This window comes from Sorangium sp. So ce321 (genome assembly GCF_051530195.1).
Classification (GTDB): domain Bacteria; phylum Myxococcota_A; class Polyangia; order Polyangiales; family Polyangiaceae; genus Sorangium.
The window spans coordinates 6,229,207-6,248,507 of sequence record NZ_CP150329.1; the positions used below are offsets into that span (position 1 = coordinate 6,229,207).

The window sequence follows — 19,301 nt, forward strand, 5'->3', positions numbered from 1 at the left end:
GGCCGGGGGTAGCTCTCCCAGAGGACTCTATCTATGGTGAAGTCTCGCTCATGAGCGCGGGCCCTCAACTCATCGGCCGAACGATCGCGGGGCGCTTCCAGATCACGGGCTTCATCGGCGAGGGCGCGATGGCGGCGGTCTACCGCGGCGTGCAGGACGCGGAGCCGCGCGACGTCGCGATCAAGATCATGCACCCGCAGCTCCTCGGCGACGCGACGTTCGTGACGCGCTTCGAGCGGGAGGCGAAGGCCGCGTCTCGCCTCCGCCACCCGAACACGGTGCAGATCGTCGACTCCGGCGTGGAAGGGCACCTGCCGTACATCGTGATGGAGCTCGTCTCCGGGCAGGACCTGTTCGAGCTCCTGCTCGCCGAGCGCCGGCTCTCCGAGGCCCGCGCCGCGCGGATCATGATCGGCATCGCCGACGCGCTCTCCGCCGCGCACGAGCGGGGCATCGTGCACCGCGACCTCAAGCCCGAGAACGTCATGATCCTGCGGGATCCCGCGGATCCGTCGGTCGAGCGCGTGAAGGTGCTCGACTTCGGCATCGCGAAGATGGTCGAGGGCGGCACCCGGGCCGGCGACGACGGGCCGAACAGCGCGCCGATCAGCGTCTGGGGCTCGGTCACCACGGTGGGCGTCGTCGTCGGCACGCCGGCGTACATGTCCCCGGAGCAGTGCCGGGGCGACGCCATCGACGCGCGCAGCGACGTGTACGCGTGCGGGGTCCTGCTCTTCCTGCTGGTCACGGGCCGGCTCCCCTTCCCGCCCACGTCCCTCGTGTGGGAGGTCGCGATGGATCACGTCCGGAAGCAGCCGCCCGCGCCGAGCCTGTTCCTGCCGCAGATCCACCCGGCCCTCGAGGCGACGATCCTCACCGCGCTCGCGAAGTGGCCGACCCAGCGCCAGCAGAGCGCGCGCGAGCTGCGCGACGAGCTCGAGCGGCTGCTGCCCCAGCTGTCTGAGGCGCTGCACCCGGCCACGTCGACGAGCGTGCCCGAGGACGCGCCGACCATCGAGTCGGCGATGCCGGTGTCGATCCGGAGCACGATGACGGCCGCGCCGCCGCTGCGCGAGGTCGACATGCCGCCGCCGGCGCAGCGCGGCGAGGTGCTGGCGAAGGCGATGTTCCGCGAGGGCGTGCTCACGGAGGGGCCGCCGTCGAGCGCGATCTCGTCGCGCGCCGCGACGCTGCCCGGCGGCGCGCTCGCCGGGCCCACGTCCGAGGACTTCTCGCGCACGCTCCCGCAGGCGCGGATCAGCATGCCGTCCAGCGACCCGCCGTCGAGCGACATCGTGATCCACGATCGCAAGGACTTCGCGCCGCTCTTCTCCCCCACGGGCGCGCGCGCGCCGTCCCCCCGACCGGCGGCGACGCACGCCGCCGCGCCGCAAGGCGCCGCCGCGCTGCCGCGGCCGCCGGGGCTGCCCACGGTCGTCGGCGAGATCACCGGTGCGTCGTTCCGGGTCCGGCGGGACCGCCGGCCCCCCGCGCGCACCACGGACATGTGGATCGTCCGGCTCGTCGTGCCGCTGGCGCTCCTGATCGGGCTGGCGCTCGGCGTGCTCGCGTTCTTCCTGAGCCGCTGATCCGCGCGGTCTCGGCCTCCGCGCTGCGCCCGTGGGCGCGCGAGATCACCAGCGAGGCCGAAGGACCGGCCAGCCGGAACGCCGGTCGTCGCGATCCCGAAGATCGGTGAGGTCCCGCGGGGCGCTCAGGCGCCGGCGGGCGCCGCGGGCGTCGCGAGCGCGGCCCGGAGCGCCTGCGCGCGCTGCTCGACCGCCGCCGAGGCGGGCGGCGGCACCGGCACCTCCGCCTCGGCCGACAGCGCCATCGCGAAGGCGTCGATCGCGGCCTCGACCACGCCCTCGATCGAGCGCGCCGCGAGCTCGTCGGGGGCGTCGTGCACCGCCACCATGCCCATCAGCACCGCGCGCACGTGGGTCGCCGCCCGCGGCGACGGCTCGGCGCCTTCGGCCCCGCGCGCGGCGCTCGCTTCCTCGGCGCCTTCGGCCCCGCGCGCGCCGCGAGCGCCCGTCTCGCCGCCGGCGCGGGCCGCCCTCGCGATCTCGACCGAGAGCGGCCAGCTCAGCCGCGTCACGAGCCGCTCCTGCACGTAGGCGCGGACGCCGGCGTCGGTGCGCTTGCGCTCCTCGGGCAGCGCCGCGATCGGGCGCAGGTCGGCCGCGAGCTCCCGGCGCGCGGGCTCGAGCGCCTTGTCGATCGCCGCGGCGATCGTCCGCCGCTCGCGCCGCAGGTACGCCGCGCTCGCGCGGAGACGATCGGCCTCGGCGCGCGCCCGGCGCCCTGCCTCGCGGTCCTCCGCGGCGCGCGCGGAGGCCGTCTGGGCGAGCTCGGCCGCGATGCGGCCCGCCTTGCGCCGGAGCGCGCGCTCGCGGAGCGCGTCGCTCGCGTCGACGATCTGCTCGGCGAAGAGCGCCTCGACCTCGACCCACCCCGAGGCCGCGAGCGCCGCCTCGTCGCCGAGCCGCCCCCGGAGCGAGAGCCGCGCGGAGAAGGCGATCGGCGGCGTCAACGACGTGATGGCGCTCGCCGCGAGGCTGTCGCGCACGTGCGCGAGCACCGTCTCCAGGGCGTCGGGCTTGAGCCGATCGGCCTTGTTCGCGAGGATCTGCACCGGCACGCCGAGGGCGCTGATCTCGGAGAGCACCCGGCGCTCCGACTCCTTCATCGCCTGGGGCGCGTCGAGCAGCCAGATGGCGACGTGGGCCTCGTCGAACGCCCGCCGCGCCTCCGCGATGTGGTCGGGGTCCGGCGCGTTGAAGCCAGGCGTGTCGAGGATCTCGACGCGCTTGAGCCGCTCGATGGGCGCGTAGATGAAGACCCGCGAGACCTTGCTGCCGTCGGCCGCGAGCGCGCGCAGCGTCTCCTTCAGCGCCGCGTGCGGCACGACGCGGTCCTGGCCGCCGCGCACGACGATGCGCGCGAACGGGTCGGGCGCCCAGGCGACCCAGTGGAGCGTCGCGGTCGTCGGCAGGACGCCGGTCGGCGCCACGTCCTCGCCGAGCAGCGCGTTCAGGAACGTGCTCTTGCCCGCGTTGAACTCGCCGACGACGGCGGCCCGGAGCGGGCGCTCCCGCTCCACGGCGAGGGCCTCGGTCGCGGCGAGCAGGTCGAGCCGATCGAGGAGCTTGGCCGTGCGCGCGAGCTCGCGCAGCACGTCGCTCCAGGCGGCGGGGCGCGGCGCGGCGCCGCCCTCCGCGGCGGGGAGCCACCCGCGCGCGATCGAGCGGCGGATGTCCTCGGCCCACGCCGCGCCCTCGCCCGTCACGGCGTCGAGCGCGTCGAGCGCCTTGCTCCCCTGCCCCTCGGCCGCCAGCGCCGCGGCGTCGCGCAGCCGGAGGAGGTCGGGCGAGAGCAGCGGCGCCGCCGGGCCGCGCTCCTTCGCGCGCGCGGCGAGCGTGTCGAGCGCGCCGAGGTCGCGCGTCTCGACGGCCATGCTGAGCAGCGCCGTCGCGGCCGCGGGGTCGCCGGCGGAGAGCCCGCGCGCGAGCGCCTGCCGCGCGTCGTCGCGCCGCCCCTCGGCGAACGCGAACGCGGCGGCCCAGGTCGGCTCATCGAGCGCGCCCGCGGCGCGGACGACGCGGCGCACGCGGTCGACGACGAGCACGTCGCGGGAGGCGGCGACGAGCGAGGCGCAGAGCTCCGCCGCCCCGGGGACGTCGAGCACGAGGGCCCGGAGCCCGAGGTCGAGCGCGCGCGTCACCACGGCGGGCGGCAGCGCCGCCGCGGAGGCGCCCGCCGCGGCGCTCGCCTCGGCCAGCGCGAGCCGGGCGAGGACGAGCGCGGCGCGCCCCTCGATGGCGGCGGGCTCGCCCAGGGTCTCCGCGGCGGCGCGCGCGCCGTCGAGATCGCCGCGCGCGAGCGCGCACGCGGCGCGCCGGAGGGCGGCGTCGCGATCGGGCGCGGTCGAGAGCGGCGCCGGGATGCGGTCGAGCCAGCGCTGCGCGCGGGCCGGGTCGCCGGCGGCGAGGTCGAGGTCGCACAGGTCGAGCAGCGCCAGGCGCGCGGCGTCGCGCTCCTCCGGCGCCGACGCGGCCCGCTCGAGCGCGTTGCGCGCGCCGTCCCAGCCGATGCGCTGCCCCGCGCGCCCGAGGCGGAGCCACACGTCGGCGCGCCACGGCACGCGCTTCGTGAGGTCCGCGAGCGCGGTGACCACCTCCTCGTCGAGCCAGGCATCCTCCGCGGCGTCGGCCCAGAGCGCGAGCCCGACGGCCGAGTCGGGCAGGACCGAGAGGATGGAGCGCGCGTGCTCGCGGGCCTCGAGCGGCATGCCCTTCGCCAGCGCGACCTCGGCGGCGCTGCGCTCGTTCTCGAGGCCGAGCGCGAGGATCTCGACCCTCCCGAAGAACCGGTTCAGCGCCTCGACGAGCCTCGCCATGGGCCGGATGAAAGCCCCGGCGGAGGGCGGTCGTCCAAGAAAATCGGCCAGGTCGCCGCCCGGACGGGGACCTGGAGGCCGGGGCTCGGTTTGTTAGAGTGGCCCGGTGCCGGCGGACATCCTCACTGGGCGCGTCGACGCGCTGGTCGTGACCGCGCTGCAGGACGAGCTCGAGGCGGTGCTCGCGCTCGGCGAGGGCGGCCGGGACGGCTGGCGGGAAGCGCGGGATCCGGCCGGGTTTCCGTACTACGTCCGCGAGCTACCGAACGACCGCGGCCAGCCGCTCCGCGTCGCCGCGGCGTGGTCGGGGCGGATGGGCGAGAGCGCGGCCGCGGCGCGGGCGCAGGGGCTCATCGAGGAGCTCGACCCGGGGTGCCTCGCGATGTGCGGCATCTGCGCCGGCAGGCGCGGCGAGGTGTCGCTCGGCGACGTGATCGTCGCGGATCGGGTCTACAGCTACGACGAGGGCAAGCGCGTCGCGCCCGGCGGCGACAGCGACGGCGAGTTCTTCCACGACATCGAGACATACAACCTCGAGCGCACGTGGAACATGGACGCCGCGCTCTTCGCGCGCGAGTTCGAGCGGCAGGCGCCGCTCGCGCGCGAGCGGCCCCCGTCGAGGGCGTCGCAGGCGTGGTGGCTCCGGCACGCCCTCTACGCGAGCCAGGTCGAGGGCGGACCGCCGCCGGTCGCGCTGCCGGAGCGCGCCGCGCGGTGCCCGGGCTGGGCCGAGCGCATCGGCGAGCTGGAGGCGCAGGGGGTGCTCCGCATCGGCGACGGCGGCCTCGAGCTCACGGAAGCGGGCGTGGCGCAGGTCCGCCGTGACCGCGTCGTCCACCCGGACGGCCCGCCGCCGGCCCGGCCGTTCCGCGTGCACATCGGCCCGATCGCCACGGGCAAGGCGGTGCAGGAGGACGCCGGGCTGTTCGAGCGGCTGAAGCCGATCGGGCGGAGGGTGCTCGGCGTCGAGATGGAGGCCGCGGCGATCGGCTACGTCGCGGAGCGCCTCGGGCGGCGGTCGATCATCGCGAAGGCGGCCTCGGACCACGGCGACCACGAGAAGGACGACAGCTTCCGCGCGTTCGCGTGCCGCGCGTCGGCGGAGTTCCTGTTCGCGTTCCTGCGGCGCTACCTCTCGCCCGATCTCGCGGGTCGCGCCGGGCGAGGCCGGCCGCTGCGCCGCTTCCCGGCGCGCGCGCGGGGCGGCCGCGCGGAGCCGCACGGCGACGACATCCTCCTGCCGGGCGAGGGGCGCAGCGACGACTTCCTCTCGCGCGTCGAGCGCGTGTGCAGGCTGCGCGAGCCCGAGGGCGTGGAGATCGAGTGGTTCGACGCGCCCCTGCCCTTCGGCTGCTACCTGCGCGTCTCGGTCAACGAGGGCGGCATCGTCCGGCTCGCGCCGCTCGCGGCGCTCGAGAGCGGCATCTCGACCGAGGCGGTCTCCGCCTTCCTGGAGAGCATCGACGCCTCGTACCGGCGCGACGATCCCGGCCTCGTGTCCACGCTCGTCTACGGCGGCGAGCCCGCGCCGGAGGAGCTCGTGCGGTACGCGAGCGCCCGGCGGGTGCGCCTCGTGCGGTTCCTCGAGTACCAGGGGCTCATCGACTTCCGCGGCTACCTCGGGTGGCAGAGCGCGAACCTCGAGCGGGACCCCACCTATCCGCCGGCGCTCTACGTCGACCAGCGCGCCGCGCTCACGGCGGGCCAGGCGGAGTCGCTGCGCGAGCGCGCGCTCGACGCGCTCACCGAGCTGCTCGACTCGGAGCACAGCCGGTTCGTGCTGGTGCTCGGCGACTTCGGCACGGGCAAGACGTTCCTCCTGCACGAGCTCGCGCGGCGGATGGGCAAGGCGGGCGGCCCGCTGACGCCGGTGCTCATCGAGATGCGCGCGCTGGAGAAGGCGCGCGACCTGAACGCGCTCATCGCGCAGCACCTCGCGCTCGCGGGGCTCGGCAAGATCGACCTGCCCGCGTTCCGTCACATGCTCGCCGAGGGGCGGATCGCGCTCCTGTTCGACGGCTTCGACGAGCTCGCCTTCCGCGTCACGTACGACCGCGCGGTCGAGCACTTCGACACGCTGATCCAGGCGGCGCAGGGCAAGGCGGCGAAGGTGGTGGTCACGAGCCGGAGCCAGCACTTCATCTCGGAGCAGCAGGTGCGGTCGGCGCTCGCGGAGAGGGCCGCCTTGTTGCCCGGCTACCGGCTCGCGCGCCTCTTGCCGTTCTCGGAAGCGCAGATCCGCAGGTTCCTCGTGAACCGGCTCGGCGGCGAGGAGGCCGCCGACGCGCGCATGCGGCTGCTCGCGGACGTGAGGGATCTGCTCGGCCTGTCGGCGAACCCGCGGATGCTGGGGTTCATCGCGGAGATCGAGGAGGCGCAGCTCCGGCAGGCGAAGGCGGGCGACGGGGAGATCACCTCGGCGGGGCTGTACCGGCTCCTGCTGGACCGGTGGCTCGTCTGGGAGTACGAGCGCGCGCACCCGAAGGGCGCGCAGCCGGGGCTGTCGGTCGCGCAGCGGTGGCGGGCGGTGACGGAGCTCGCGACGCGGCTGTGGCAGCGGACGGAGCAGAGCGTGAGCATCCGCGAGCTGCCGCCGGAGCTCATCGCGGCGCTGCAGGCGCTCGGGCGGCACGAGCTCGACGTGGCGGTGGCGACGCACCAGATCGGGTCGGGGACGCTGCTCGTGTGGGACGACCAGGAGAACTTCCGGTTCATCCACCAGTCGGTGCTCGAGTGGCTGGTGGCGCGGGAGGCGGCCGAGGAGGTGCAGCGCGCCGGGGAGGCGGCGGCGCTCGCGCAGCGCGAGGTGAGCGACCTGATGGCCGATTTCTTCGGGGCGCTCGCGGGGCGCGACGCGGCGGCGGCGTGGGCGCGGGCGGCGCTCGGCGGGGCGTGGGGCACGGTGGCGGCGGCGAACGCGCTGCGGATCGACGGGCGGATGGGGCTCGGGGTGAGCGAGCGGATGAACCTCGCGGGGGCGGATCTGCGGGGGCAGGACCTCTCGGGGAAGGACCTCAGCGGGTGCGACCTGCGGGGGGCGGACCTGCGGGAGGCGAAGCTCGTGGGGGCCAACCTGAGCGGGGCGCGGATGGAGGGGGCGCTGCTCGACGGGGCGGACCTCTCGGGGGCGGTGCTCTGCGGGGCGGATCTGACGGGGGTGACGGCGGTGCGAGCGCGGATGGTGGGCGCGGATCTGACCGGAGCGAGGCTCGAATCGGTGAGGCTGCGCGGGGCGAAGCTCGTGGGCGCGCGGGGCGCGCGGTTCGACGGGTGCGACACGTTCGGCGCGGCGATGCCGGAGGCGGCGAGGTTCGAGCCGACCTGGGTGCAAGAGAGCCGGTGCAACGCCGTGGTGATCAGCCCCGACGGGGCGCTGCTCGCCTCGGCGCACGCCGGCTGGATCGTGCTGTGGGACATGGCGACCGGCACCGCGCTGCGCAGGCTGAACGGCCATTCCGACTGGGTCACGAGCGTCGCCTTCGGCCCTGAAGGCGACACCCTCGCATCTGGCTCGGACGACTGCACCGTTCGGCTCTGGGACGTATCGACCGGCAACGTGCTCTGCGTGCTCGAAGGGCACTCGCGCCACGTCACGAGCGTGGCATTCAGCCCTGACGGCGCGACCCTCGCGTCCGGCGGTCATGACGGCGCCGTGCGGCTCTGGGACGTGACCAGCTTCAGTCAGCGCTGCGTGCTCGAAGGTCATCTGGACGGCGTCATGGCCGTGACCTTCAGTCCTGACGGCGAGCTGCTGGCCTCCGGGGCCTGCGACGCCACCGTCCGGCTCTGGAAGGTCTCAACAGGCGACATTCTCCACGTTTTGAGCGGCCACCGGGGTGGCGTTCTCAGCGTCGTCTTCAGCCCTGGCGGCGAGACGCTCGCCTCCGGCTCACTGGACTACGACATTGGCCTCTGGCAGGTGTCAACAGGCGAGGCGCTGCACATGCTGATGGGCCACTCGCGACACGTGAGAAGCGTCGCGTTCAGCCCAGACGGCGAGACGCTCGCCGCTGGCTCGGGAGATGGGTCGGTGCGGCTGTGGCACCAGTCCGGGGTCGTGTCGCACCTGCTCGATGGCCATTCCTCCGGCGTGACGAGCGTTGCGTTCAGTCACGACGGCACGACGCTCGCCTCCGGCTCGAAAGACAGAACCGTGCGACTCTGGCAAGCGTCGACCGGCGCCCTCCTGCGTGTGCTGGAGGGAAAGCCGAGGGCGGCCATCGCAGTAGCCTTGAGCGGCGATGGCTCCACGCTCGCGCTCGCCTGCGAGGACTCCGGAGTTCATTTCTGGCGGATGTCGACGTGGACTGCACTCCCGCCGTTAAAGCAGGGCGGCATCTGTTCGGCGAAGCTGACGTTCAGCGTCGACGGCGCGATGCTGGCTTTCGCTGCCTATGACTACACGGTCCGGCTATGGAAGCTCGAGCCAGATCGCGCCGGGCGCGTGCTGGAGGGACACTCCGATCATATCACGGACGTGGGATTCAGCTCTGACGGGGGGACGCTCGCGTCAGCCTCGTTCGACAGGACAGTGCGGCTCTGGCGCACCGACACCGCGGCCCCGTTTCGCGTGCTGGAAGGCCACGACGATGTCGTGAGATGCGTGGCGTTCAGCCCTGATGGCGGGACGCTGGCCTCAGGATCGATCGATCGAACAGTTCGACTCTGGAGTGTGGGCGACGGAGGATCAGCACGCGTGCTGGAAGGCCACGACGATGTCGTGAGATGCGTGGCGTTCAGCCCTGATGGCGAGACGCTGGCTTCGGGATCCGATGACACAGTCGTGCGGCTCTGGCCGCTCGCTGCGGAGGGACGCGAGCCACGCCCGTTGCGCGGCCATGCCAGTCGGGTGAGGAGCGTTACATTCAGCCCTGACGGGACATTGATCGCGTCGGGGTCGGACGATTCCAGCGTTCACATCTGGCAAACAGCGACAGGTAACCTCACCCGCGTGCTGCCAGGGCACTCCGATGCGGTCGTCAGCGTGGCCTTCACCCCTGACGGCGCTGCTGTCGTCTCCAGCTCCAGCGACGGCACCGTTCGTTTCTGGGACACGCGCACAGGCGCGTGCCTCGCCGTGCTCCTCAAGCTCCCCGAGGGCTGGGTCGCCATCCGCCCCGACGGCCGCTACAAGGTCGGCGGCAACATCGCGGGCGGCTTCTGGCAAGCTTCAAACCTCTGCCGATTCGAGCCGGGCGAGCTCGACGCGCTCGTTCCCGGCCTGCGCATCCCGGACGACGAGCCGCTGCTCCCCGAGTGGCCTACGCTTCGAAGAGATTGAGCGCCGGGCCGTCGAGAGGTCTGCCGCTCCCGGCCAGTCCCGATCGATCCGCGTACGCCGTCCGGCTGCTCGTCGACCAGGGGCGTCGCGTGTTGGCCGGCCGCAGCCGCGCTGGTGTTCGCGCGCCGCGCCCGGGCTGGGGTAAGCTCCGTGGCACCTGGAGCATCCCGATGAGCCTTGCCCGGAAGCTGGATCACCCCGCCACGAGGGCGGACCTCGAAGCGCTGCCCGACACGATGCGCGGCGAGATCATCGACGGCGAGCTCTACGCCTTCCCCCGCCCGCGCGCCCCCCACGGAAGCCTTGAGACCAGCATCGCCTCCGACCTTCACGGCCCATTTCAGAAGCGGCGCAACGGTCCAGGTGGCTGGTGGATCCTCGCCGAGCCGGGCGTCGAGCTCCCTCGCGCCCCGGAGATCTCGCCGGACGTCGCGGGGTGGCGGCGCGAGCGGCTGCCTCGCCTGCCCGTGAAGGAGCCCATCCGCGTCGTGCCGGACTGGGTCTGCGAGGTCCTGTCTCCCCGGACGCGCGCTTATGACCTCATCGTCAAGCGGCGCTTCTACGCCGAGATCGGGGTGAGCCACCTCTGGTACGTGGACCCCGAGGCGAGATCGCTCGCGGTCAGCCGTCTCGTCGACGGCAGGTGGCTCGAGCTCGGCGTTCACGGCCCGACGGAACGGGTGCGCGCCGAGCCCTTCGAGGAGTTGGAGATCGAGCTCTCCATCTGGTGGGAAGACCTCGATCTCGAAGGCGATTGACCACATCGTTCCCTTCGATTTCGGCCTGGATATCGAGGACGGCGGAACCGCTACATCGTCTCGTCGAGCGCCTCGATCACGATCCCGCCGAACCGCGCCTCGTCCGCGCGGCACATCACGCCGCGGATGACGCAGGCGTGGCTGTCCCGGAGCTCGCCGGTATCGGCGTAGCGTGCTCCGAAGCCGCCGCCGATGGACGTGTTGAAGAACTCGAGAGGCCGCCCGCCCTCGTCCGTGGCCTCGTGCTGGCAGATCCCGCACACCGCGCGCGGGTAGCGCGGCCACGGCTCCACGGGATCGCCGCAGGTCGGGCAACGGTGCGCTCCGTCCGGCATCCCGCTCCCGTCGGCGGTCACGAGGCGCGCGCCGCGCTGGCCCACGGCGAACCGGAACGGGCCGCTCATCCCCTCGATGCTGGCGCGGTCCTCGCTCGCGACAGCGAGCACGCCGGCGCCGATGAGGGTGAGCCGCTCGAGCGCCGCCGCGAATCCGGGCCGGTCGCCGGCCTCTTCCCCGCGATCGTCATGCCAGGCCGCTACCTCGACGCCCTCCCGCCTGGCCCACGCCTCGATGGCCGCGCGCTGCTGCGCGGCCGAGGCGCACGCGGCGTCCGTTGAGACGCGAACGTAGGCCACCGCCCGCTCGGGGCTGCCGCGCTTGAACAGACGAGCTGTCATCCGGGAGAAATGATCGCAGGCAGCGCGGGTTGTCCAGCGCCGCGAGTCGCGCGTGGAGCGCCGCCGAGCGCCGCGTCGAGGGGTTCACGCGGCGGGGCGGGCCAGTCGACGCGCCCAGGCGCGCTCCCGGGTCCCTTCTCCGATTCCTACCTCGACACGCTCCCGGAGGGGACGCGCGCCGCGATCCGCGCGCGCATCGGACGGTAGCGCGGCAGCTCCTGCTGGCCCCGGGTACGCACTCCTCCGCGCGCACCCGGGGCAGGATCGTGTCGGTGAGCCCGGGCGGAGGCCGACTCCGCCCGGTCCGATTAGACTCCGAACCGATGCTCCTCCCGCCGAAAGCGACCAGCGTCGCCGCGTCCGCGGGCGTCGCGCGACCGTGGCCCTCCGTGCTGGCGACGTGGGGCCCCGGGGAGCGGAGCACGCTGCACGCCCACCACTGCTGGCACCTCGTGCTGGCGCTCGACGGGGAGCTCCAGGTCCGGACAGCCGACGAGAGCCCGCTTCCGCCGGGCGGCGCGATCCTCACGGCCCCGGACGTCGCGCACGCGATCGAGGCGTCCGGAAGGCGTGTGCTCATCGTGTTCGTCGAGCCGGAGAGCGACGTCGGCGACGGGCTCGCCCAGGCGCTCGGGGCGTCCGAAATCGAGGTGATGGACAGCGAGACGGCGGACCGGCTGCGGTCGCGCGTCGCCGCCGCGCACGGCGAGGTCGAGCTCGCGGCGGCGCTGCCCGGCGTGCTCGAAGCGCTGGGGATCGCCGCCCCGCCGTCCTCTCCGAGGCCGAGACACCCGGGGGTCCAGCGGGTGTTGCGCCACCTGCGGGTAAACGCCGGGAGCGCGGACACCTCGCTCGAAGCGCTGGCGCGCGTCGCACGCCTCTCGCCGGGGCGGTTCATGCACGCCTTCACGGAGAGCACCGGCGTGCCGCTGCGGCCGTACCTCCTGTGGCTCAAGCTGGAGCGTGCCGGGGCGGCGATCGCCGGCGGCGCGACGCTCGCCGCGGCCGCGAGCGCCGCCGGCTTCGCAGACGCGGCGCACATGACCCGGACCTTCCGCCGGATGTTCGGGGTGAGCCCCTCCGACCTGCGACGTCGTAGCCAGCTGGTTCAAGACGCGTGAAGGTCTGATTGCCATCGTGCGGGCATGGCACCTCTCCTCGTCCTCTCGATCTCGTTCGCGCTGCTCCTCGTCCTCGGACGCCTCGGCGTCAAACACCTCGCGAGCTGGGTGACGTGCTCGCGGTACGCCCTCGCTGCCATGTTCCTGCTGACCGCATCGGCGCACTGGGGGAGCCGGCGCGCAGAGCTCGTGGCCATGGTGCCACCGGCGCTGCCCCATCCCGAGTTCCTCGTGACAGCCACCGGGGTCCTGGAGATCGCGGGCGCGGCGGCGCTCCTGGTTCCGAGGCTCGCGCCCTGGGCCGCCATGGGGCTGACGCTCCTGCTCGTGGCGATGTTCCCGGCGAACGTCCACGCCGCTCGCGCGGGGCTCACGCTCGGAGGCAGCCCGGTGACGCCGCTCGTGCCGCGGACGCTGATGCAGATCGTCTTCATCGCCGCGACGGTCGCCGTGGCGATCGGCGCGCGCCGCCGGAACCGGGATCAGTAGCGCGGCGCTCACTCTGGGCGCGCGATCACCGGTACGGCCCGCCCCGCCGCTCCCCCCGCAGCTCGTGCGCGAGCGCCAGCATCGACCGCAGCACCTCCCGCACCGCCGCCGGATCCGCGAGCGGCGTCATGATCGTCACGGCGATCTCCCCCGGCTTCACCGAGACCGCCTCCTCCGCGACCTCCCCGAGCCGCGACACCTGCGCCAGGATCGCCGCCGCGATCGCCTCTCCCGCCGCCTTCATCGGTCCACCAGCGCCCCCGATCGGCGGATCGAGGTGCAGCGCGAGCCGCGCGCCGGCCGGCGTGGCCCGCTCGAACCGCGTCGTCAGCTCGAACTGCGCCCCCTCGAAGGTCCCCGTGAGCCGCATCGGCCCGACCTGCAGCGCCCCGTCGCTGTCCTCCGCGAAGCGGCGCCACGCGGGCAGCCACGCCACCATCGCCGCCGGGGGCGGCAGCGACGCGCCGGCCTCCGCGACGGCCCGCGCGAGCGCCGTGACCTGACCCAGGAACACGTCGAGCACCGACTCGTCGAACGCCCCGACGGCGCTCCGCACCTGCGCCCGCGCGTCGTCGAGGTCCACCTCGGGGAACGCCACCAGCGCCGCCCGCAAGGCAAGCGTGAGCGCCCCCAGCACCTGCGCGTCCTCCCGCCCCGATGCACGCAGGTGCCTGTCGAACGGGGCATCGCCGGTGACGATGCCGATGCGATCGAGCGCGCGCCTCGGCCGCACGTGAAGATCTAGCCCCCAGGGCTCTGCGAAATGCACCGTCGCGCACAGGCCCGGCGCCGAGCGCTGCGTCGAGCCCTCCTCGGCAGGAGCCACCTCCACGACGCAGCCATCCTGGACGCCGCGGAGCCCCAGCCCGCCCGCCCCCTCGCGCACCGAGAGACCAGCCCTCTGCCCAGCGCGCGCCCAGACCCCCCGCCATCGGGCCACGCCCACACGGGGACGCTTCCCCTCGCCCCCGCTCCGCGGCGCGAACGGCCCGATGACCACGGGCACGCGGTGCACCACCCGGCCGTCCGAGTGCTCCAGCACCGCCTCGAGCGCGTACTCCAGGGAGACCTGCGCGGTGCTGAAGGCAGGCGCGAGATCGCCCGGCACCTCGATGCGGAACGGCACCTCCCGCCCCTCGTGGGTTCCCGCGAGATCCCGGAAGAACGACAGCCGGTGGACCTCGCTCGACGCGCTCTGACCCGCCACATGGACCCGCTCGACGCCGACCAGCGCCACCTCGAGGGCGCTGGCGCGGCGCCCGTGGAGCCCGCCGAAGGCGATGGCCCCGGTCAGCGTGTCGCCGGGGGCGAAGGTGCGATCCGGCAGCGACACCTCGACGAACACGCCGCTCTCCCGCGCGCTCGCGCCGGTGAACGGCTCGCTCCTCGGCCGCGGCCCGATCGCCGGCCGCACGACGATGTCCCCGCTCTCCTCGGCGTCGAGCCACCACGGGATCGACACGAGCGCGCGGACCCCGCACCGGAGCTCGGCGACGAGCCCCATGTGCGTCGGCGGGATGTCGTCGGGCAGCGCGAACGAGGCCCGGTAGCGGTGCACGCCCTCCCCGAGCCGTCCCCGCCCGGCCACCTCCTCGCTGACGAGGAGCCGCTCGCGAACCGCGAGGATCTCCCCGCGGCCCATCGACCAGAGCGTCTGCGTGGACTGCAAGATCACGCGCACGAAGTCGATCGGCGTCTCCGAGGCGCTGTCGAGCGAGAGCTCGACGTCGAACGTCTCGCCCGGGTGCGCGACCTCGGGCAGGCGCAGCGCAATGAAGGGGCGGCTCCTCACTGGCCCGGAGAGTAACCGACGGCCGCCGCGGGCGCGCTCCCACTGTCCGCGGCCGCCCCGCTGCCCGCAGCGCGCGCTCGCCCTCAGCGCGCGCTTCTACCTCGCTCGAAGCCGGCGCGGCCGGCTTAGCATCGGCCGTCCCTACCGCCGTAACCTCGACCGGCTGTGCCGTTGCCTGCACCTGTACTTCGCGGACACGCCGGAGCGGATCGAGCAGCGGAGCGACCTGTGCGGGGCGCGGCTCGTTCCGTCGCGCACGCGGTCGCTCGACGCGGACGTGGCGGCGCTCGGCCTGGAATGGGACGACCTCGGCGACGGCTACTGGCGGCTCAGGGGCGCGGCCTTCGCGCTCGTCGTCGCCGAGATCGACCCGGTGGCAGAGGCCGAGGACGACAATCTGCCACGCTTGTTCGGTCACGGCGAGGCCCGGACGCGCGAGGCCCGCCGGTGGCTGGCTCAGCAGCTTGGCGCCGAGGAGATGACCATGGAGATGCAGGATCTGGAAGGCTTCGACGAGGTCGTCCGGAAGCTCTTGGCGACCCTCCCCCCCGAGCAGGTGCTCGCGGCCTACACCCCCGAGCAGGTGCTCGCGGCCTACACCCCCGAGCAGCGGGTTGCGGGGCTGCCGCCGGAGCAAGTGCTGCTCACATTGCCGGACGAGGCGCTGCGCGCGCTGTCCGACGCCTACCTCGAGACGCTCTCGGCGGAGACGCGCGCCGCCATCCGCGCGCGCGTCGGGCGGCAGCGGCGGGAGCGCCCGCGGCGTCACGCGGCTCGGGAGGCCAGGCGGCGGCGCGAGGAGGTCGTCTGTTAGACTGGCGCCGTGGCGGCAGACCTCATCGACTTCGGCATCGAGCGCAGCCGCCACGAGCACTTCTTCGGTCGAGAGGACGTGCTCTCGGCCATCGATCACCACCTCGACGGCGCGGGGGCGTCGGGCCGATGGGTGCTCGTCACGGGCGGGCCCGGCATGGGCAAGAGCGCGATCCTCTCGCGATGGCTCGACGTGCAGGAGCAGCGCGGTCACAGGGCGCCGCACCACTTCCTCCGGCGCGACGTGCTGGACTGGGATCGCCCCGAGGCGGTCGTGCGCTCCCTGTCGGCGCAGATCGAGGCGCTCTACCCGGCGCAGAAGGACCCCGAGGCGCGGCCGGAGAGCCGGCTGATCGAGCTCCTGGCGAAGGTCTCGAAGCACGAGCTCGCCCCCCGCGGAGAGCGCCTGGTGCTCGTCGTGGACGGCCTCGACGAGGCGCGGAGCGATGGCGCCGGGCAGAACCCGCTGCCGGGCTTTTTGCCCTACGCGCTGCCGCCGCGCGTGCACGCGCTCTGCGCCTCGCGCCCGCAGTACCCGCACCTCGCGTGGCTGGAGAGCCGCGGGAACGTGCGGCGCATCGACCTCGACGCGCCCGAGTGGGCCGGCTCGAACGAGCAGGCTTGCCGCGCGTTCTGGGCCGACCAGGCGCCGCGGTTCACGCCGCGGCTCGACGCAAAGCTCGTCGAGGAGGCGGTCGCGCGGGCGGACGGGAACCTGCTCTATGCGGTGAAGCTGCGGGAATGGCTCGAGGAGCAGCCGGTCACGCAGCGGCGTGTGGAGCGCCTGCCGCGGGGGCTGAGCGGGTTTCTGGAGCAGATCTGGCAGCAGCTCCGGAGCCTGCCGCGCGAGCAGTTCGGGCTCGTCGCGAACGGGCTCGGGCTGATCTGCGCGGCGCGGGAGGCGCTGCCGCTCGAAGAGATCGAGGCCGCGTGGGGGTGGAACGACGTGGTGGCCGGGGAGGACTTCCTCCGCGCAGCGCGGGCGCTGCTCCTCGAGGAACCGGCATCGTGGCGCGGCGCGCGGGCATACCGGCCGTACCACGAGGCGTTTCGCGCGTTCATCGCGGAGAAGCTCGGGCCGAAGCGCATGGCCGAGCTGCACCGGCGGCTCCTGGAAACGACGGCGCGGTGGCCGGTGGCCGAGGAGGAGAGCGGATTCCGGAGGCGTTATGCTGCACGCCACGCGATCGCGCATGCGCTCGCGGCGGGCGAGCGGGAGGAGGTGCGGGGGTTCTGCCGGGATATCGGGCTGCTGGAGGCGCTCTCCGGCGAGGGTGGGCCGGCTGCGCTCGAGGACGCGCTGCACCTCGGCGCGAAGGAGCTCGGGGACGGCGAGATCGACCTGCTGCACCGGGCGGTGCGGGCCGAGTCGCACTGGCTCCGCGAGGCGCCGGAGGCGCTGCCGGAGCTGGTCTACAACCGGCTGCGCTCGGCCGGATGGGAGGCAGAGCGAATCGCGCGGACGCTGCAGTTCCCGCGCGGCTTGCCGAAGATCCGGCTGCGGCACCCGGTACGGATGTGGACTGGAGAGGAGCGCACGCTGCACGGCCACGCCGGTGAGGTCACTGCCTGCGCGATCAGCCCGGATGGCCAGCGCATTGTCTCCGCGTCCTGGGACAAGACGCTCAAGGTATGGGACGTTGCAACCGGGCAGCTCCTCTCTACCCTCGAAGGCCACTCCTACTCAATCAATGCCTGCGCGGTCAGCTCGGATGGCCAGCACATCGTCTCGGCCTCCTCCGACAAAACGCTCAAGGTATGGAACGTTGCGACCGGGCAGCTCCTCTCCACCCTCGAAGGCCACTCCCATCGGGTCAATGCCTGCGTGGTCAGCCCGGATGGCCAGCGCATCGTCTCGGCCTCCTCCGACAAGACGCTCAAGGTATGGAACGTTGCGACCGGGCAGCTCCTCTCCACCCTCGAAGGCCACTCCAATTCGGTCAATACCTGCGCGATCAGCCCGGATGGCCAGCGCATCGTCTCGGCCTCCAGGGACAAGACGCTCAAGGTGTGGGATGTTGCGACCGGGCAGCTCCTCTCCACCCTCAAAGGCCACTCCGACTCAATCGAGGCCTGCGCGATCAGCCCGGATGGCCAGCGCATCGTCTCGGCCTCCAGGGACAAGACGCTCAAGGTATGGGATGTTGTGACCGGGCAGCTTCTCTCCACCCTCAAAGGCCACTCCGACTCGGTCAATGCCTGCGCGATCACCCCGGATGGCCAGCGCATCGTCTCCGCCTCCTGGGACAGAACGCTCAAGGTATGGGGGGTTGCAACCGGGCAGCTCCTCTCCACCCTCAAAGACCACTCCGACTCGGTCAATGCCTGCGCGATCACCCCGGATGGCCAGCGCATCGTCTCCGCCTCCTGGGACAGAACGCTCAAGGTATGGGGGGTTGCAACCGGGCAGCTCCTCTCGACCCTCAAAGGCCACTCCAATTCGGTCAATGCCTGCGCAGTCAGCCCGGATGGCCAGCGCATCGTCTCGGCCTCCAGGGACAAGACGCTCAAGGTATGGGATGTTGCGACCGGACAGCTCCTCTCCACCCTCGAAGGCCACTCCGCGTCGGTCGAGGCCTGCGCGATCAGCCCGGATGGCCAGCGCATCGTCTCGGCCTCCAGGGACGAGACGCTCAAGGTATGGGATGTTGTGACCGGGCAGCTCCTCTCCACCCTCAAAGGCCACTCCAATTCGGTCAATACCTGCGCGATCAGCCCGGATGGCCAGCGCATCGTCTCGGCCTCCAGGGACAAGACGCTCAAGGTGTGGGATGTTGCGACCGGGCAGCTCCTCTCCACCCTCAAAGGCCACTCCGACTCAATCGAGTCCTGCGCGATCACTTCGGATGGCCAGCGCATCGTCTCGGCCTCCTTGGACGACACGCTCAAGGTATGGGACGTTGCGACCGGGCAGCTCCTCTCCACCCTCAAAGGCCACCCCGCTTCGGTCAATGCCTGCGCGATCAGCCCGGATGGCCAGCGCATCGTCTCGGGCTCCAGGGACGAGACGCTCAAGATATGGGACGTTGCGACCGGGCAGTTCCTCTCCACCCTCGAATGCCACGCCACTTCGGTCAATGCCTGCGCGGTCAGCCCGGATGGACAGCGCATCGTCTCAGCCTCCTCCGACAGGACGCTCAAGGTATGGGACGTTGCGACCGGGCAGCTCCTCTCCACCCTCAAAGGCCACTCCGCTTCGGTCAGTGCCTGCGCGATCAGCCCGGATGGCCAGCGCATCGTCTCGGCCTCCAGGAACTGGACGCTCAAGGTATGGGAAACGTCGACAGGGGAATGCCTGGGTACTGTGCGTGGAACCAGCCCATTCTTTAGCGTGGCTATATCGCAACAGCTCCTCTGCGCAGGCGACGTGAACGGCAACCTCTGGTATCTCCATTTCACGCCCCTCGCGCCTCATGAAAAAGGCTTCCCGACGAAGAAGGCCATCCGCATCTTCTTCAGCTACTCCGACAAGGACAAGGTTCTCCGCGACGAGCTGGAGACCCACCTCACCCTTCTCAAACGCGAGGGCCTCCTCCAGAGCTGGCATGATCGCCACGTCGCCGCCGGCGATGCCCGGGCCGACCACATCGGCAGGAACCTCGAGGAGGCCGATGTGATCCTCCTCCTCGTCAGCGCTGACTTCCTTGACTCAGACTACTGCGACAAACAGATGACGCGCGCCCTCGAGCGCCACTACGCCGGCCAGGCCCGCGTCATCCCGGTCATCCTTCGGAAGACCGACTGGCAGAGCGCGCCCTTTGCCAGGCTCCAGGCGCTGCCCATGGATGGTAAACCGGTCACCAGCTGGCAGAACGGCGACGAGGCCTGGACCGACGTGGTGAAAGGCATCCGGCGCGCCGTCGACGAGTTCCGAAGGCGCTCCGGGTAGCTCCCGGCCACGTCCCTGGCTTGCACGCCCATGGCCCTGTCGCGCCATGCCCGCCTGCTGCGCCGACCAGCCCCGGCCA

10 protein-coding genes are annotated in these 19,301 nt (G+C 72.8%); 7 read left to right on the forward strand and 3 right to left on the reverse strand.

The window, feature by feature from the left end; genetic code table 11:
• Positions 1-50 precede the first annotated feature (50 nt).
• Complete coding sequence (locus WME89_RS22920; RefSeq protein ID WP_438011246.1) at positions 51-1,589, forward strand: protein kinase domain-containing protein; 1,539 nt, start codon at positions 51-53, stop codon at positions 1,587-1,589.
• 125 nt (positions 1,590-1,714) lie between these two features.
• Here the strand turns inward: WME89_RS22920 and WME89_RS22925 are convergent, their stop codons facing one another.
• On the reverse strand, positions 1,715-4,402 hold the full coding sequence (locus tag WME89_RS22925) for a dynamin family protein (protein ID WP_438011247.1): 2,688 nt from the start codon (positions 4,400-4,402) through the stop codon (positions 1,715-1,717).
• A gap of 106 nt (positions 4,403-4,508) precedes the next feature.
• Between WME89_RS22925 and WME89_RS22930 the strand changes: the two genes are divergently transcribed.
• Together WME89_RS22930 and WME89_RS22935 are read left to right on the forward strand one after the other, a co-directional pair.
• A complete protein-coding gene (locus tag WME89_RS22930) occupies positions 4,509-9,683 on the forward strand; it encodes a pentapeptide repeat-containing protein (RefSeq protein ID WP_438011248.1) in 5,175 nt (1,724 codons plus the stop codon).
• 170 nt (positions 9,684-9,853) lie between these two features.
• Positions 9,854-10,441, forward strand: coding sequence for a Uma2 family endonuclease (locus tag WME89_RS22935; protein WP_438011249.1), 588 nt, complete (start codon positions 9,854-9,856; stop codon positions 10,439-10,441).
• A 50-nt stretch (positions 10,442-10,491) separates the two neighbouring features.
• On the opposite strand, the gene WME89_RS22940 is transcribed toward WME89_RS22935, so the two are convergent.
• The gene (locus WME89_RS22940; protein ID WP_438011250.1) at positions 10,492-11,118 is read right to left on the reverse strand and encodes a recombinase family protein; all 627 of its coding nucleotides are present in this window, start codon (positions 11,116-11,118) and stop codon (positions 10,492-10,494) included.
• Positions 11,119-11,441: 323 nt separating this feature from the next.
• On the opposite strand from WME89_RS22940, the gene WME89_RS22945 reads away from it, so the two are divergent.
• Entirely contained in the window at positions 11,442-12,239 is a 798-nt protein-coding gene (locus WME89_RS22945) for a helix-turn-helix domain-containing protein (protein WP_438011251.1), read from the forward strand.
• Between the two features lie 24 nt (positions 12,240-12,263).
• Positions 12,264-12,728, forward strand: a complete 465-nt coding sequence (locus tag WME89_RS22950; protein WP_438011252.1) for a DoxX family protein — start codon at positions 12,264-12,266, stop codon at positions 12,726-12,728.
• Between the two features lie 25 nt (positions 12,729-12,753).
• Here the strand turns inward: WME89_RS22950 and WME89_RS22955 are convergent, their stop codons facing one another.
• Positions 12,754-14,520, reverse strand: coding sequence for a hypothetical protein (locus tag WME89_RS22955; RefSeq protein ID WP_438011253.1), 1,767 nt, complete (start codon positions 14,518-14,520; stop codon positions 12,754-12,756).
• On the opposite strand from WME89_RS22955, the gene WME89_RS22960 reads away from it, so the two are divergent.
• Both WME89_RS22960 and WME89_RS22965 read left to right on the forward strand, forming a co-directional pair.
• Entirely contained in the window at positions 14,501-15,334 is an 834-nt protein-coding gene (locus tag WME89_RS22960; RefSeq protein ID WP_438011254.1) for a hypothetical protein, read from the forward strand. The genes WME89_RS22955 and WME89_RS22960 overlap by 20 nt on opposite strands.
• Positions 15,335-15,343: 9 nt before the next feature.
• Positions 15,344-19,222, forward strand: a complete 3,879-nt coding sequence (locus tag WME89_RS22965; protein WP_438011255.1) for a beta-propeller domain-containing protein — start codon at positions 15,344-15,346, stop codon at positions 19,220-19,222.
• Positions 19,223-19,301 lie beyond the last annotated feature (79 nt).